Annotated in this window: 15 protein-coding genes, 3 tRNA genes and 1 pseudogene; 10 read left to right on the forward strand and 9 right to left on the reverse strand. The window is 66.2% G+C overall.

The window, feature by feature from the left end:
* Positions 1-138, forward strand: a pseudogene (locus EB75_RS30095) (Rv1157c family protein); the annotation flags it as partial.
* A 53-nt stretch (positions 139-191) separates the two neighbouring features.
* Here the strand turns inward: EB75_RS30095 and EB75_RS27625 are convergent.
* The 4 genes from EB75_RS27625 to EB75_RS27640 all read right to left on the reverse strand — a co-directional run bounded on the left by EB75_RS27625 (position 192) and on the right by EB75_RS27640 (position 2,135).
* A complete protein-coding gene (locus tag EB75_RS27625; protein ID WP_073698399.1) occupies positions 192-932 on the reverse strand; it encodes an SDR family NAD(P)-dependent oxidoreductase in 741 nt (246 codons plus the stop codon).
* A gap of 58 nt (positions 933-990) precedes the next feature.
* A complete protein-coding gene (locus EB75_RS27630) occupies positions 991-1,353 on the reverse strand; it encodes a nuclear transport factor 2 family protein (protein ID WP_073698400.1) in 363 nt (120 codons plus the stop codon).
* Between the two features lie 32 nt (positions 1,354-1,385).
* Positions 1,386-1,814, reverse strand: coding sequence for a MarR family winged helix-turn-helix transcriptional regulator (locus EB75_RS27635; protein WP_168176140.1), 429 nt, complete (start codon positions 1,812-1,814; stop codon positions 1,386-1,388).
* A gap of 171 nt (positions 1,815-1,985) precedes the next feature.
* Positions 1,986-2,135: a DUF1059 domain-containing protein gene (locus tag EB75_RS27640; protein WP_064859942.1), complete on the reverse strand. Its 150-nt coding sequence runs from the start codon at positions 2,133-2,135 to the stop codon at positions 1,986-1,988.
* Between the two features lie 33 nt (positions 2,136-2,168).
* Here EB75_RS27640 and EB75_RS27645 point away from each other — a divergent pair, with 33 nt between their 5' ends.
* A complete protein-coding gene (locus EB75_RS27645; protein ID WP_073698412.1) occupies positions 2,169-2,831 on the forward strand; it encodes a nitroreductase family protein in 663 nt (220 codons plus the stop codon).
* A 63-nt stretch (positions 2,832-2,894) separates the two neighbouring features.
* Here EB75_RS27645 and EB75_RS27650 read toward each other — a convergent pair whose 3' ends face one another.
* Entirely contained in the window at positions 2,895-3,473 is a 579-nt protein-coding gene (locus EB75_RS27650; RefSeq protein WP_073698401.1) for an HhH-GPD-type base excision DNA repair protein, read from the reverse strand.
* A 303-nt stretch (positions 3,474-3,776) separates the two neighbouring features.
* Between EB75_RS27650 and EB75_RS27655 the strand changes: the two genes are divergently transcribed.
* Both EB75_RS27655 and EB75_RS27660 read left to right on the forward strand, forming a co-directional pair.
* Positions 3,777-4,997: an MFS transporter gene (locus tag EB75_RS27655; protein ID WP_073698402.1), complete on the forward strand. Its 1,221-nt coding sequence runs from the start codon at positions 3,777-3,779 to the stop codon at positions 4,995-4,997.
* 45 nt (positions 4,998-5,042) lie between these two features.
* A complete protein-coding gene (locus EB75_RS27660) occupies positions 5,043-6,332 on the forward strand; it encodes an acyltransferase family protein (RefSeq protein ID WP_073698403.1) in 1,290 nt (429 codons plus the stop codon).
* Between the two features lie 77 nt (positions 6,333-6,409).
* On the opposite strand, the gene EB75_RS27665 is transcribed toward EB75_RS27660, so the two are convergent.
* Together EB75_RS27665 and EB75_RS27670 are read right to left on the reverse strand one after the other, a co-directional pair.
* Positions 6,410-6,598: a DUF5302 domain-containing protein gene (locus EB75_RS27665; protein WP_073698404.1), complete on the reverse strand. Its 189-nt coding sequence runs from the start codon at positions 6,596-6,598 to the stop codon at positions 6,410-6,412.
* Between the two features lie 18 nt (positions 6,599-6,616).
* On the reverse strand, positions 6,617-7,060 hold the full coding sequence (locus EB75_RS27670; protein ID WP_064859949.1) for a PPOX class F420-dependent oxidoreductase: 444 nt from the start codon (positions 7,058-7,060) through the stop codon (positions 6,617-6,619).
* Between the two features lie 54 nt (positions 7,061-7,114).
* On the opposite strand from EB75_RS27670, the gene EB75_RS27675 reads away from it, so the two are divergent.
* Both EB75_RS27675 and EB75_RS27680 read left to right on the forward strand, forming a co-directional pair.
* Positions 7,115-7,636: a DUF1697 domain-containing protein gene (locus EB75_RS27675; protein WP_073698405.1), complete on the forward strand. Its 522-nt coding sequence runs from the start codon at positions 7,115-7,117 to the stop codon at positions 7,634-7,636.
* A 65-nt stretch (positions 7,637-7,701) separates the two neighbouring features.
* Positions 7,702-8,970 carry a uracil-xanthine permease family protein gene (locus EB75_RS27680; RefSeq protein ID WP_073698406.1) on the forward strand — a complete coding sequence of 423 codons (1,269 nt, stop codon included), beginning with the start codon at positions 7,702-7,704 and terminating at the stop codon, positions 8,968-8,970.
* Here EB75_RS27680 and EB75_RS27685 read toward each other — a convergent pair.
* Positions 8,943-12,086, reverse strand: coding sequence for a bifunctional cytochrome P450/NADPH--P450 reductase (locus EB75_RS27685; RefSeq protein ID WP_073698407.1), 3,144 nt, complete (start codon positions 12,084-12,086; stop codon positions 8,943-8,945). The genes EB75_RS27680 and EB75_RS27685 overlap by 28 nt on opposite strands.
* 34 nt (positions 12,087-12,120) lie before the next feature.
* Positions 12,121-13,626: a flavin-containing monooxygenase gene (locus tag EB75_RS27690; protein WP_073698408.1), complete on the reverse strand. Its 1,506-nt coding sequence runs from the start codon at positions 13,624-13,626 to the stop codon at positions 12,121-12,123.
* 133 nt (positions 13,627-13,759) lie between these two features.
* Between EB75_RS27690 and EB75_RS27695 the strand changes: the two genes are divergently transcribed.
* The 4 genes from EB75_RS27695 (at position 13,760) to EB75_RS27715 (ending at position 15,698) form a co-directional block, all read left to right on the forward strand.
* Complete coding sequence (locus EB75_RS27695; RefSeq protein ID WP_073698409.1) at positions 13,760-14,950, forward strand: PucR family transcriptional regulator; 1,191 nt, start codon at positions 13,760-13,762, stop codon at positions 14,948-14,950.
* Positions 14,951-15,454: 504 nt separating this feature from the next.
* A tRNA-Leu gene (locus EB75_RS27705) sits at positions 15,455-15,542 on the forward strand.
* Between the two features lie 5 nt (positions 15,543-15,547).
* Positions 15,548-15,624 (forward strand) — tRNA-Leu (locus tag EB75_RS27710).
* Between the two features lies 1 nt (position 15,625).
* A tRNA-Lys gene (locus EB75_RS27715) sits at positions 15,626-15,698 on the forward strand.
* The last annotated feature ends 47 nt before the right edge of the window (positions 15,699-15,745 follow it).

Raw genomic sequence — 15,745 nt, forward strand, 5'->3', positions numbered from 1 at the left:
CCGCAGGGGCCGACGACGCTGACCGCCATCGTCGACACCGGCTCGGGGAGCATCATGTCGACCATCTTCGGTCAGGTGACGACGACCGAGAAGCAGTGCCAGTTCATGCCCACCATCGGTTCGTCGGTGGTGCCGTAACCTTCACCCACCAAAATCGGGATGACGCCCACCGGCGTCATCCCGATTTGTTGTCAGAGCTGGATCTGGCCACCGTCGACGGCCAACTCCGCGCCGGTCATGAAGCTGCTCTGGTCCGAGGCCAGGAAGAGCACCGCGGCGGCGATCTCTTCGGGGCGCCCCAACCGCTTCAGTGGCACCTGAGCCGCCATGCCGTCGAGCAGATCCTGCTTCTGCTCGGCCGGTGCCAACCCGGTGAGTCCAGGTGTTTCGATCGGGCCCGGGACGACCGTGTTGACCCGGACATTGCGGTCCGCCAGCTCGGCCGCCCACGTGCGGCCGAGTGACCGGATGGCGGCTTTCGACGCGGCATACAGCCCGAATGCCGGAACGCCCTCAGAGGCAGCGGTGGAGCCGGCAAGAATGATCGACGCGCCGTCATTCAGCAGCGGCAACGTCTTCTGCACCGTGAACACCGTGCCGGCCACGTTGCGGTCGAAGTTGTCCCGGTAGTGCTGCGGCGTCACGTCGCCGAGCGTGGCGAAGTCGCCGCCACCGGCATTGGCGAAGACGACGTCCAGACCCTTACCGTGCTTGGCGATCTCGGCAGCCAGAGTGTCAAGTTCTTCGGGCTTGCTGATGTCGCTCTGGACACCGTGCGCGCCGATGGACGCCGCCGCCTCATCGAGCCGAGCGCGATCGCGTCCGGTGATGAAGACGTACGCGCCCTCGTCCACGAGGCGCTTGGCCGTCGCCAGGCCGATGCCCGACGTTCCTCCCGTGACCAATGCCGTCTTACCGTCGAGCTGTCCCATGACCGTTGTCCTCACTGTTGTGTGCCGTACAGCAGCCATAACATAGGTGATGTATCACCTATTCCGCGGTATTCAGCACGGTCCACAACCGAACGATACGCTCGTCGACGATCTCGGCGACGTCGAAACCCGACGCGACAGTGGCGTCATCCGGCGTGCGAACCTCCCACGCCAGAAAACCCAGGCCGCGGGTCTGGCGCACAGGCCCGGCCTTGACGAAATGTAATCCCGCCAGCTTTTCTTGCAGCTCAGCCACTTTCGCGTTCAACTCGTCGTGGCCTGTGGTGATACCGTCGTCGTCAATCCACGTCACGTCGCCCGCGTAGGTTTCCGCAATCGCGGCGGCACGGAGCTGTGGATCGCGTTCGTTGAACACCGCGAGCAGATTGGCTTCCATCAAACGGGCGATGACTTCGCTCATAGCGCTCCTTATAGGTGATTTATCACCTAATACTAGCCCGGTGCGGGCGGGAGGGAGCTGTGGTGATCGAGGTTGACGTGGATGTGCTCCAGCGCCGCGGTGAATGGTCCGAGCAGGTTCTCCGGCAGTGGATCGAAAAACAGGCTGCGCACCAGGTCGACGTGCGCGGGTGCCGCCTCGGCGATCGCCCGCCGCCCATTGGCGGTGAGCACCACGTTGGTGGTGCGGCCGTCCTCGGCGCTCGGCCGACGCTCGGTCAACCCGCGTTCTTCCATGCGCCGCAGTTGGTGCGAGAGCCGGCTGCGTTCCCAGCCGATCTGTGCGGCCAGGTCGCTGACCCGCAGGCCGCCGCTGTTGTCGCCGCTGAGCGCGACCAGTACGTCGTAGTCGGCGAGCGAGAGACCGGAGTCGGCTTGCAGCTGCCGGTTCATCTCGTAGTTCATCCGAAGCTGCACTCGCATGTAGGCAACCCAGGCCCGCTGTTGCTTCGGCGTCAGCCATCCCCGCTTCGGAGTCGGCTCCCCTGCCCTTCTCGGTGTCACGGTCGCCAGTATGACGGTCGGGCTCACCCCGGCTACGCAGCAGCGAGCGTGGCTACCCCCAACGGCAGCCACGCTCGCTCTTCGGTTGGCCTAGTAGGCCATGAACAAAATCATCTCGCGGTCGTACTCGCGGCCGGGGTGCTGCTCGGCGAGATGCGCCTGAGCCTTCTCGACCAGGTCGTCCTCGTCGCTGCCGGAAATCGCCTCGCCGCAGGGGCAATTCAAGTGTGTCTTAGCCATACACATCACCTTCCCATACGCATGATGTTCGGTATGGAGATTTACGACGTCATGCGCACGACCGGGGCCGTCCGCAAGTTCAGCGGCGAGCCTCTGTCCGACGAGGTGCTCGAACGCATCCTCGACAACGCCCGGTTCGCCCCGAGCGGCGGCAACCGACAGGGTGCGCGGGTGATCGCGGTGCGTGACGTCGAAACCCGCAAGAAGCTGGGCGAACTGTCCAAGCCGGGCGCCCGGCAGTACATCGCGCAGATCGCTGCCGGCGAAGGCCCCTGGAACCCGTTGCAGCCCTGCGGTGTTGACCCCGCGGTCATCGAGGCGACGCCGGTTCCCGACGGCATGGTCACCGGGACGCTACTGGGGGCCGAGGTCGTGCTCGTGGTGTGCCTGGATCTCGGTGTGGCGGCGGCGTTCGATCAGCACCTGGATCGCATCGGCGTGATCAGTGGCGCGTCGATCTACCCGTTTGTCTGGGGCATTCTGTTGGCCGCCCGCAACGAAGGGTTCGGCGGCGTGCTGACGACCATGGTGGTCGCGCAGGAGCCCAAGGTGCGCGAGCTGCTCGGTATCCCCGACAACTACGCCGTCGCGTGCATGCTGCCGCTGGGCAAGCCCGTCAAGCAGGTGACGAAGCTGACCCGGCGTCCGGTGTCGGAATTCGCGACTCGCGAGCGGTTCGACGGTCCGCCGCTGTAGAGCTTGATCCTGCCACTACGGCGTCAGCCACTCGACAAAGGTCGCCGTGGTCGCAGCGTCAACCTAGCTTTTCGCCGCTTTGGCCGCCGCCTTCATCTGCTTCTTGTAGGCACGGACCTGGTCCAGTGAGCCTTTGTCGACGACGTCGGCGACGGACATGTGCGTGCCCTGCTTGCCGTAGTCGCCCGCCGCGGCACGCCAGCCCTCGGGTGTGACGCCGTACTGCTTGCCGAGCAGCGCCAGGAAGATCTTGGCCTTCTGCTCGCCGAACCCGGGCAACGCTTTGAGCCGGCGCAGCACCTCTTTGCCATCGGGGTCACCGGTGGTCCACAAGGCCGCGGCGTTGCCGTCGTACTCATCGACGATCACCTGCGACAGCGCCTGCACCCGCTTGGCCATCGATCCCGGAAACCGGTGCACCGCAGGGGTTTGCGCGAACAGCTCGGCGAACTTGTCGGGGTTGTAGTCGGCGATCTCGCGGGCATCGAGAGAGCCCATCCGGTCCTCGAGCTTCTTCGGGCCGGCGAACGCCACCTCCATGGGAATCTGCTGATCCAAGAGCATCCCCACAAGCAGTGCGAACGGGTTGGACTCGAGCAGTGCGTCGGCGGACGGCTCCTGAACCAGCTGCAGCTTCGACATCACGCCAGTCTAGGACCCGTGGTGTCACGGACCTTGGCTGTCTGTGGCACCACACACACGATCAATACGAGCCAGTCTGGTCGTTGCCGGCGGACTCACTGATACCGACTTCGCCACAGCCCGTTGCCGCTGCGTCATTGAACCCCGTCTCTGTTTGCTATTGACCCACAGGCAGCGCACAGCATATCTACAGCTCCCGACAGCTGGCCGTCACCGACGTCAATTCCAGACAATCGGGAGTTCCGCGCGGCCGTCCTCGTCGACCGGCAACAGCGCCGCGCACCGTCCGATGAGCGCCGCGGAATGCCAGCGGGTCTCGCTCGTGTTGCCCTACCCGTGCTCCAGACTCGAACTGTGACCTCGCGCCTTGGCTTTCCGCTGCTGGCCTACGCCTTCGCCGCCATCATGTTGGGCACCACGCTGCCGACGCCGATCTACGCGCTGTACGCCCACGAACTGCACTTCGCCGTCCTGACGACGACCGTCATCTTCTCGGCCTACGCCATCGGCGTGCTGGCCGCGCTGCTGCTGTTCGGCCGCTGGTCCGACGCCATCGGCCGACGGCCCGTGCTGATCGCCGGTGCGCTCGCCGCCATCGCGAGCGCCGTCGTCTTCCTCTACGCCGACAGCGTGCCGCTGCTGCTGGTGGGCCGGCTGCTGTCCGGGCTGTCGGCGGGCATCTTCACCGGTACCGCGACGGCCGCCGTCGTCGAGTCCGTGCCGGAAGACCGTCGGGAGCAGGCCGCGGCCGGCGCCACCATCGCCAATATCGGCGGGCTGGGTGCCGGGCCCGTCGTGGCCGGTCTGTTGGTGCAGTACGCGCCGCATCCGTTGCAGTTGCCGTTCCTCGTGCACATCGTGCTGGCGGTGCTGGCCATCGTGGCGGTGTGGCTGGTCCCGGAAACGTCGAGCCGCGCCGGCCAGATCGGCTTCCAGCGGCTGTCGGTCCCCGCCGAGGTCCGGGCGACGTTCGTGCTCGCGGCCACCGCAGCCTTCGCCGGCTTCGCGGTCATGGGCCTGTTCACGGCAGTGGCGCCGTCGTTCGTCAGCAGCGTCATCGGTATCGACAACCACGCCGTCGGCGGTGCCGTCGCAGCGTCGATCTTCGTCGCCTCCGCGGCAGCACAATTGGCCGGCCGTCGCCTCCATCCCCCACGGGCCGTCGCGCTCGGCTGCGCGATCCTTGTCGTGGGCATGGCGATTCTGCCTGCGGCACTACAGTATTCGTCACTGGCCGGGCTCTTGACGGCCGCCGTCGTCGCCGGTATCGGACAGGGCATCAGCTTCAGCCGCGGGCTGGCGGCCGTCGTCGAAGGCACCGCGACGGAGCGTCGCGCCGAAGTCAGTTCGACGTACTTCGTGGTGGCCTACGTGGCCATCTCGCTGCCGGTGGTCAGCCTCGGCTTCGCCGCCCAGCGGTGGGGTCTGCAGGCGGCCGGGGTCAGTTTCGCCGTCATCATCGCGGTCCTCGCCGCCATCTGTCTGGCCGCCGTTCTCTGGCAGGAACGGCGCAGGTCAGCATGAATTTGAGTAGCACTACCTAGGGGTCCGGCCCATACGGTCAAAGGCATGACCACCCGCGTCTTTCCTTCGGCTGCCGAGATCGCGCAGCGCACGCCGGCCGACCGTGACCGCGCCATCGACGTCATCCGCATCGTCTCGCTGGTCGGCGTCGTCGCCGGGCACACCATCATGGCGACCAGCATCATCGAGCACGGCGTGTTCCGCTGGGGCAACCTGCTCACCACGTCGGTGGTGTTCCAGGCGCTGACCTGGGTGTTCCAGATCATGCCGCTGTTCTTCTTCGCCGGTGTCGCGGCGTCGGCCACGTCGTACCGCAGCGGGACGAGCTGGGGTGGTTGGCTGCTCAAGCGCTGCACCCGGCTGTACCGGCCGGTGTTCTATTACCTGGCGTTCTGGGCCGCGGCACTGCTGATCCTCAAGCCGCTGCTGCCCATCCACGTCTACGAACCCGTCGCCGGCATCAGCATCCAGCTGCTGTGGTTCCTGGGTGCCTACGTGATGGTGCTGGCCGCGGTGCCGCTGCTGGTGCGGATCACCACGGTGCCCCGGCTCGTGGCGTCCGTGGCCGGCACCTATGCCCTGGTCGCGCTCGTCGACGCCATCCGCATCAACGACCACGCCTGGGCCGGGCTGGGCTACCTGAACTTCGTGGTGTGGCTGATCCCCGGCATGTTCGGGGTGGCGTACCGGCGCGGGCTGCTGAGTGCACCGACAGCGTTGCGGGTCGGCCTGGCCATGTTGGCGGTCAACGTCGCGCTGGTGTGGGTCGGGCCGTACGAGCTGAGCCTCGTCGGTATCGAGACGCAGCACATCAAGAACATGACGCCGCCCTCGTTACTGCTCGCCGGTCACGCAATCATGATGTGCGCGTTCGCGATTGCCGCCGCCCCGGCCATCAGCCGCTGGGCCGCGCGGCCGCAGGTGTGGCGCCTCGCCGCCATCGGCAACACCGGCGCCATGACGCTGTACCTGTGGCACATGCCGGCGCTGCTCGGGATGCACCTGGCCTTCGATCTGGCGGGGCTGCCCCGCTACCCCGGCCAACCGCACTTCCTGGTGCTGAGCGTCTACCAGATGACGATCATGGCGGCGCTGGTCTACGGACTGTTCCTGGTGCTGCGTCCGTTGGAGAACAACCCGCTGCCATTGTGGGACGGCGGGGTCGTTTCGGCACCGGGTTGGCGCAGCGCCGCCGTGGGCACACTGTTGGTGATTGCCGGTGCCGCGACGCTGGCGTCCGTCGGCTGGGGTCTGAAAGACACCGGGCTGCAGTGTGTTTCGGTGATGTTGGTGGCGCTCGTCGCGGCTCGGTTGTTGGCCCGGCCGGCCAGTTGAGCGTGCGCTGGCGCAGATATCTACTCGGCCTTGTACAGCGCAGGCGCACGATCAACGGGTCACACCGTCGCCCGGTACTACCCGCTCTTGCGACGGAACTCCCGGCGGCCACCACCGACCGCACCATGCGACTTGGATTGCTTGGCGCCGCCGTCCTGGTGGGCGGTGCCACCACCGGACCCGGCCTTCTTGCGCTCGAGCGCCTCGCGGAACTTGCGCTTGGTCTCGTCGGACGATGCTGAACCTTCGGCGGAGTTCTCGGCCATGAACGCAGACTAGCGCGTTCAGCGCACTCCCGGCGGCAGCCCGTACAGATGGGTTATCGGCATGGTGAGCAGGACCCGGCGATCGGCAACCATGGCCCGCCGGTAGTCGTCCCAGTCCGGGTGCTCACCGGAGATGTTGCGGTACAAGGCAATCAACCCCTCGACGGTGTCGTCGTCGGGTGCCGCGGCGGGCGGGCTCAACACCGCGTCACCTTCGGCCACCGCGTAGGCCCAGCCGTCGTCCGACCGCACGTAGATCGACGCCCGCGCATCCCGCCGCAGATTGCGGGTCTTGGCCCGGGGTTCGGTGATGGACACCCCGATGGTGACGGCCCGCGGGTCGAAGTAATAGGACACGTTCGACAGCTGCGGCCGGCCGTCGCGCTTGATGGTGGCCAGCACCCCCAGCGAATTGTCGCTGATCAGCGCCAGCAGTTTGTCTTCGAAGACCTGACGGGTCATGGCCCCCAGCGTACGGCGCAACTGCCTACCATTGGGCGTCATGACGGAGTTCGTATGACGCGCTACGCGGTATTTCTGCGCGGAGTGAACGTCGGCGGGGTCAATCTCAAGATGGCCGACGTCGCGGAGACCTTCCGCCAGGCCGGCTTCGAGGACGTGAAGACGCTGCTGGCCAGTGGCAACGTCGTGCTGTCCAGTTCGGCGAAGGCTGCCACCGTGCGCACGAAAGCTGAAGCGGCGCTGCGGGAATCGTTCGGGTACGACGCGTGGGCACTGGTGTACCCCATGGCGGAACTGCAGACCATCTCGGCGGACTATCCCTTCGTAAGGGAAGTCGAGGACCACCATTCGTACATCACATTTGTCAGCGACCCGGAGGTGCTCGACGAACTCGCCGCGCTCGATCCGGTGGGCGATGAAGTGATCACGCGCGGCCACGGCGTCCTGTACTGGCAGGTGGCCCGCGGGGACACCTTGGGCAGTGCGATCAGCAAAACCATGGGCAAGAAGCGCTACAAGTCGTCCACCACCACCCGTAACCTGCGGACCGTCGAGAAAGTTCTGGCCGCGGAATGAGGTCACTCCGCACCCCGCCGACGAGTTGGCCTGCCCAGACGCCCGCGACGTAGCAATATGGGCGGGTGGTTCCCCTTTCTTGGAAGCAGGTCGCACCCGACGCCGCCGTCGTCGCCCCCGATGAACGGCTCAGCTGGCCCCGCACCATCGGCATCGGCGCTCAACATGTCGTAGCGATGTTCGGCGCCACTTTCCTGGTGCCGGTACTGACCGGTTTCCCACCAGCCACCACGCTGCTGTTCTCCGGTGTCGGGACCATCGCGTTCCTGCTGATCACCGGGAACCGGTTACCGAGCTATCTCGGGTCGAGCTTCTCGGTGATCGCGCCGGTCACCGCCGCGACCGCCGCACACGGAAGCGGTAGTGCGCTGGGCGGTTTGATCGCCGTGGGTCTGCTGCTGATCGCGGTCGGCGCGGTGGTGCATCTGGTCGGCACGCACTGGCTGGATCTCACCCTGCCGCCTGTGGTCACCGGTGCGATCGTCGCCTTGATCGGATTCAACCTGGCGCCGGCGGCGAAGCACAATTTCGAGAAGGGGCCGCTGGTCGGTCTGGTGACGCTGGTGCTGCTGGTCGGGACGCTGGCATTCTTCCGCGGCATCATCGGCCGGCTGGCGATCTTCCTGGCGGTGGTGATCGGCTACCTGCTGGCGCTGTCCCTCGGCCAGGTGGACACCAATGCCATCGAAGCCGCCCCGTGGATCGGGCTGCCCGAATTCCACAGTCCGTCATTCAGTTTGGCGGTCCTGCCGATGTTCCTGCCGGCGGTGATCGCGCTGATCGCCGAGAACATCGGGCACGTGAAATCAGTGGGCCAGATGACCGGAAAGGACCTGGATCCGCTGATGGGCCGGGCGCTCGCGGCGGACGGCGTGGCCACCGTATTGGCCGGCGCCGGCGGCGGTTCGGCCACCACCACCTACGCCGAGAACATCGGGGTGATGGCCGCAACGCGCATCTACTCCACCGCCGCGTACTGGGTGGCCGCCGCGGTGGCCGTCGTTCTGTCGTTGTGCCCCAAGGTCGGTGCCGCCATCTCCGCCATCCCACCGGGCGTACTGGGCGGGGCGACGATCGTGCTGTACGGCCTGGTCGGCATTCTCGGGGTACGCATCTGGCTGACCAACCACGTGGATTTCTCCCAGCCGATCAACCAGATGACGGCCGCCATCCCGCTGATCATCGGCATCGCCGATTTCACCTGGCAGGCCGGACCATTGACGTTCACCGGTATCGCATTGGGTTCTGTTGCGGCACTGGCGATTTATCACGGCATGCGTGGGCTGGCCGCCGTCCGGGGCACGCGTCAACCAGCCCAGACGTCCTCGACGTAGCGATCGCTGGCGACCAGGCCGGCCAGCCAGGCCCGGGCCTCGTCGTCGGTGGCGCCGGTCTTGCCGCGGTAGATGTCCTGGAACGCGGCGCGCACGGCGGGGGCCATCCGGGCGCCGTCGCCACACACGTAGACGTGGGTGTCGTTGTCCGGGTTTCCGAGCATGTCCCAGACCTCGTCGGCGTCGGCGGCGATGCGGTCCTGCACGTACTTGACCTCGTCACCGGCGCGGGAGAACGCCGGCCGCATCCGCACGATGCCGAGACGCTCGGCATCCTCGGCCTCGCAGCGGAACAGGTAATCGACGTCAGGGTGCCGCACCCCGAAGAAGCACAGTGCGGCCGTGAACGGCTCCCCGGCTTCCAGCGCGCCCAGCCGGTCTCCGATGAAGCCCCGGAACGGCGCGACGCCGGTGCCGGCACTGACCAGGATGACGTTGCGCGTCGGGTCCGCACCCGCCCGAAACGCCTGCCGGGCCGGGTCGACGCGCATCCGAATCTGCTGTCCTGGAACGGCATCCGCGAGATAACTGGATGAGACACCGCGATACACACCGGCCCCAGAGCGGGCCGGGCCTTCCAATACCCCCACCACCAGCTCGACTTCGCGGACCCGGCGACGGGACGACGTCGCGATCGAATAGTGCCGTGGCGACATCGGTTCGAACTGTTCCAACAGCTCTTCGCGAGTGAGCTGGGTGGCGGGGAACTCCGCCAGGCACTCGGTGATGCTCAGTGCACGGGCCTCGGGATCGTCGGCCAGTGCGGTCAGTGCGGCGCGTTCCGGAGGGCACGGGTTTGCCCCCGCGAGCCGCAGCAGCTGGCTACGGCTGGCGGGCTTACGCAGTTCGAGGAAGTGCGTAAGCAGTTCGCGCACAGTGACTTCCCGGTCGATCGGGATGGCCCGCCGGGTGCTGCGCCGCGGATTGATCGAGATACGGCGATCGAGGCGCAGGTCCAGCAGCTCACCAACCTCGTCCACCAGGGCGGGGCTGTTGTCCGGCAACACGGTGAGGTGATCGCCGGTCTGATAGTCGACACCGTCGGGCAGAGCGATACGGATCAACCGCTTGTCCTGCCCGAACTCGGAGCCGGTGTCCACCAACGGAATGTTGTCCAGCACCGTCGCCGGCTGCACCTGATAGCGGGCGTCGATCGCGGCGGTGACGGGTCCGTCGATGGCACGCAGATCATAGAGCGATTCGTCGGCCACCGGTTCATCCGTTGCGACGGCACCGAAGACACCGCCGAGCCCGTTCCAGAGCGCGACCGAGAAATCCTCCACCTCACCGGCGAAGTCACCCGAGGTGTCGGCTTCGGCCATCGGAAGGAGTTGCGTGGCACCGAGTTCCGCGAGCCGGGCGTCGATGCGCCGGGGTATCGCCATGTAGGTCTCGGCCCAGTTGCGGTCTCCGACACCGAGAACCGCGTACGGCACCGCCGGCGCCGTGGCATCCGATCCGTCCAGCCAGTCCACAAACGCGCGGGCATCGTCGGTCGGCATCCCGTTGTACGACGCGGCGACGATCACCACCGCCCCTTGGTCCGGCAGTGCTGCCGTCGCGGAATCCAGTGCGGCGACGGTCGTTTCGTAGCCGAGGTCGACGGCCTCGTCACCGAGTTGCTGCGCCAGCGACCGGCAGTTGCCGAGGTTCGAACCATGCAGCACAAGCAGTTTCGTACCCGCCGGCACCGCCACCCGGGATTGTGTCACCGGCGCGGCTGCCACTGCCGCGGGCGCCTGCCGACGCTCCGCCGGGGTACGGCGGATCAACTGCACGTGGAAGCCCTCCGGCTTGCGCAGCACGTCACTGTGGGTGCGCAACGTGTAGTGCTCGACGTCGACGAACCGGTAGCGGTGCACCAGGGTCGCGATCGCCATGGTCGCCTCGTGCAGCGCGAATTGGCGTCCGATACAGGACCGCGCTCCGGTGCCGAACGGCTTGAACAGGTTGACCGGACGCTGCCCGGCCCGCTCGGTGTCGAAGCGGTCAGGGTCGAAGATCTCGACGTTGTCGCCCCACTCCGGTTGCCGGTGCAGCGACGACGTCAGCACCGTCACTGCTTCACCCTGGCGCACCGGGTATCGGCCACCGATCACGGTGTCCGCCAATGCCATTCGGTCGAATTCCCGCACCGGCGGCGACAGCCGCAAAGCCTCGTCGATGATCCGGCGGATGTAGGTGAGCTTGCCGATCTCGTCGAACGCCGGCACGTGGTCGTCGTCGGGGCCGAACACCGCGTCCGCCTCCGCCTGCGCCCGGTGCAGCACGGCCGGGTTCTTGACGATGCTGTACAGCGCCGTCGGCATCAGTATCGACGTGGTGTCCTGCCCGGCGACCAGGAACGTGGCGATCTGGTTGCGGATGCTGTCGTCGTCCAGGATCGGTTTCCCGTCGGGCCCCGGCTGCAGCATCAAGGCCAGAAGATCGTCGAGGTCCACCTCACCCGCGCGGTGCCGGCCGATCAAGTCCATGATGAAACTGAACAGCTTCCCGCGCTCGGTCTCGAACACGGCTTGGTCGCCGTCGGATCCGAGGAGTATCTGGTTCAGTGTGGCAGCAAAACTCGCGGGGATATCGGCGAGTCCGTCGTGCTGATAGGAGTCGAACCGGGCCCCGAACCCAGCCAGGCCGACGGTGTCCATGGCCAGCTTGGCCAGGTCCCCCGCGACGTCCACCGTCCGGGTTCCCACCGCCGCGTCCCACTGCTCGATCAGTTGCCGGTTGATGTCCAGCATCGCCGGGTGGTAGCTGCGCAGCCCGCTGAAGCTGAAGCCGGGAATCAGGACGTCATGCGCTTCCTGCCAGCCCTCCTCGCCGGGGTACGCGGTGAAGAGCCCGTTGCCGACCACCGGGCGAAACCTGGCTAACCGCTGCGTTAGTGCCTTGCAGAAGCGGGACTCGTCGCACAGTTCGTCGACCAACTCCAGCGAGCAGGCGTACAGCCGCCGGCCGGCCCCTAAGTCGGCGTAGAACAACGGGCCGTACTGCTCGGTCAGCAAATCCAGCGGCAACGAATAAGGCCGCCCGGACACCGGCCCGGGCGGCAATTCGACGCCGACAGCTGAAGGGACACCGGGGATCTCGGGCGGCACAGCTGGCGAGAAGGTCTCCATTCACGCCAGTGTAAACGGCCGCCCTGAGAGCCGATCAGGAAACCGGCGCGAACTCCCGAACTTCTGCGCGGCGAGTGGCGGCGAACCGCAGGTTAGGGTCCGTCACCGCGCCGTGCCGCAGCACCTCGCGGTCGAAGTTGTAGTTCATCGACATGGTCCACGGTCCTTCGACGCCCTGCCGGGGCAGCGTGCTCATCACGCGCTGGACGTAGCCGGCAGAGAAGTCGAGCAACGGCCGCGTCTCCATGCTGCCGGCGACGAATTCCGGACGGACACTGTCGAATCCAGCCTCGTCCATGTGGCTCAGCAGGCGGCAGAAGTGCTCGCACAACAGGCCGACCTTGAGAGTCCACGAGGAGTTGGTGTAGCCGACAGCGAACGCGAAGTTCGGGACACCCGAGAGCATCATGCCCTTGTAGGCAACGGTTTCCGAAGGAACCACCGCCCGCCCGTCCACGGTCAGCGACATGCCGGCCATCAGTTGAATGTTCAAACCTGTTGCGGTGACGATGATGTCTGCGTCGAGGTGTTCCCCGGACTCCAGCTCGATACCGGTCTCGGTGAAGGTGGCGATGCGGTCGGTCACCACCGAGGCCTTTCCGCTGCTGATCGCCTTGAACAGGTCAGCGTTCGGGACGGTGCACAGCCGCTGGTCCCACGGGTTGTAGGCGGGGCTGAAGTGCTTGTCGACGTCGTAGCCCTCGGGCAGCTGCTGAGCGTTGGTCCAGCGGATCACGCGGCGCGCGGCGGCGGGGTACTTCTGGCACAGCGTGTACACCGCGCGCTGCTTGATGATGTTCTTGCGACGAGCCAGGGCGTAACCGCGGTCGGCGCCGAGCAGACGGCCGGCCGCGTTGGCGAAGGCGTCTTTCGAGGGCACCGGCAGGATGTACGTCGGCGAGCGCTGCAGCATGGTGACGTGCGCGGCCTTGTCCGCCATCGACGGGACCAGCGTCACCGCCGTCGCGCCGCTGCCGATGACGACAACCTTCTTGCCGGTGTAGTCGAGGTCCTCGGGCCAGTGCTGCGGGTGCACGATCTGGCCGGCGAAGCGGTCGCGGCCCGGGAACTCCGGGGTGAAGCCCTGGTCGTAGCGGTAGTAGCCACCGGCGCAGAACAGCCAGTTGGCGGAGATTTGCACCAGCTCGTCGGTGTCGGTGCGCTCGACGTCGACGACCCAGCGCGCGGTGGCGCTGTCCCACGCGGCGCCGAGGACCTTGTGGTGGAACCGGATGTTGCGGTCGATGTTGTTCTCGCGGACCGTCTCTCGCAGGTACGCGAGAATCTTGTCGGCGGACGCGATGGCGTCCTCGTCGCGCCACGGCTTGAACTCGTAGCCGAAGGTGTGCAAGTCGGAGTCGGAGCGAATGCCGGGGTAGCGGAACAGGTCCCAGGTACCGCCGGTGGTGCCGCGCGACTCCAGGATCGTGTACGACCGCCCCGGGTGCTCCTTCTGCAGGTAGTACGCGGCGCCGATGCCGGAGATTCCGGCGCCGACGATCAGGACGTCGATCTCGGTGACGTTGGCGGTGTGCTCCATGGCTGGCTCCCTGGTTGTGGTCGCTGGGTGTTGATGAATAGTTTCGGGTCTCGCGGCTCTGGACTAAAGGGCAAAACATCCCAACTTCGCATTCGTATGGTGCAAAATGCACTAGGCGCGATAACCTGGCCCGATGGACGGAACGCGGCCGTCGCCGCAGGTACGAGAGCTGATCCGGCAGTGCGCCAAGATCGTCGTCAACGCCCGGCCGGAGTGGCTTGAAGAACTCGACCACGCCGTACTCGAAGCCAACCCGCACATCGCGTCAGACCCGGAACTCGCTGCGGCAGTCGGCCGGACCAATCGGTCGAATCTGTACTTCTGGGGTACCGCCAACGTGCGCAATCCTGGCGCACCCGTGCCGCCCAACACCGGTGCCGAGCCTCTCAGCGTCGCCCGGGATCTGGTGCGGCGCGGCCTCGACTCGCTCTCGCTCGACGCCTACCGGGTCGGCGAAGGCGTCGCTTGGCGGCGACTGATGGAGATCGCGTTCGAGTTGTCATCGGATCCCGCCGAACTGCATGAAGCACTCGACGTTTGTTCGCGGTCGATCAGCGCCTTCATCAACGCCACCCTGGCGGGCATCGCCGCTCAGATCGAACTCGAGCGCGACGAACTCACCCGCGGCACGCATGCCGAACGACGCGCAACCGTCGCCTTGCTGCTGGACGGCGCACCCGTGCCACGACAGCGCGCGGAAAGCCGGTTGGGCTACAGCCTGGGCGGCCCCCACACCGCCGCAGTCATCTGGACCGACAACCCGGATATCGACTTGGCCCAATTGGATTCAGCCGCCGATGCTTTCGGCCGGGCCGGGCGAGCCCGTCCACTCATCGTGACAGCCAGCACCGCAACACGCTGGGTGTGGACACAGGGCCCCGTCGACGTCAGCGTGTTACACCCTGCCGGCAATGTCCGGGTTGCGGTCGGGTCCGTCAGTGACGGCATGGACGGCTTCCGGCGTAGCCACTTTGACGCCCTCACCACGCAACACATGATGGCGCGGTTGCACTCGCCGCAGCAGGTCGCCGAGTTCACCGACATCGAGATGGTGTCGCTACTGACCACCAACGCCGATCGCGCCGCGGTCTTCGTCAAGCGGGTGCTGGGTGACTTCGAGACCGCGAGCCCCGAATTGCATTCCGCAGTAAGAGTATTCGTCCGCGAACAGTGCAACGTATCCCGCGCGGCCGGCAAGCTCTTCACGCACCGCAACACATTGCTGCGCAGGCTGGCCCGGGCCGACGAACTGCTACCGCGCCCGTTGGCCGACAACAGCGTGGAAGTCGGTGTGGCACTCGACGTGTTGCACTGGCGCGGTTGAGGTTTCACGGCCGGAAATAACCACTCGGCTTTGACGCCCGGCACTGTTAACGTTGATGCCGTGACTTTCCTGCATTGCGACCGACTCGCCGAGGCGTCTTCGACGCCGACGGCGACTTTGTCGTGCGCGGGCACCCTGGGCTCCATAGCCCGCCCCGAGTCGAGTGAGCAGAGCAACGCGTTCTGGCAGCCCATGCGCTTCCGGTCATTCCGCCGTACTTCCGCCGCGTATTCCGGCGTGCGCCCCGGCCGGAAGCTCGGGCCAGACGACAACTCTCACAAATTCCACAGCATTGCAGTTTTCCCCGACGGGACCGTCGCCTGACGTTCCTGTAGTTCAGTGCACCCAATCGCATTGAGCTACAAGCAAATACGGCAAACAATTCACTAGACAGCTGCTACTTCGCCGCGCATCATTGCTCGAAGCAACGCACCAAGCGCGGGCACGACAAATCGAATTTTCTTTCCCCGCTGGATCTTTGACAACTCCATAGAGATGGCATTCGCGCTCGTGGCGAAACTTCGGCAGACGCGCCCGGCTCAAACCCGGGTGCTGGTTACCCGGCATGCAGGTTCAAATCCTGCCGAGCGCACACATGCCCCGCTGGCCCAACTGGAAGAGGCACTGGATTTAGGTTCCAGGTGTTGGGGGTTCGACTCCCTCGCGGGGCACCACGGGTCGCTGGTGAAATCGTGAATCACTCTTGGCTTTTACCCATGAATTCCGGGTTCGAGCCCCGGGCGACCCACGAATGGAACACAGATAACTTCATATTTGAGACCTCTTTGCCGGCAC

The sequence above is a fragment of the Mycobacterium sp. ST-F2 genome (assembly GCF_001905655.1).
GTDB lineage: Bacteria > Actinomycetota > Actinomycetes > Mycobacteriales > Mycobacteriaceae > Mycobacterium.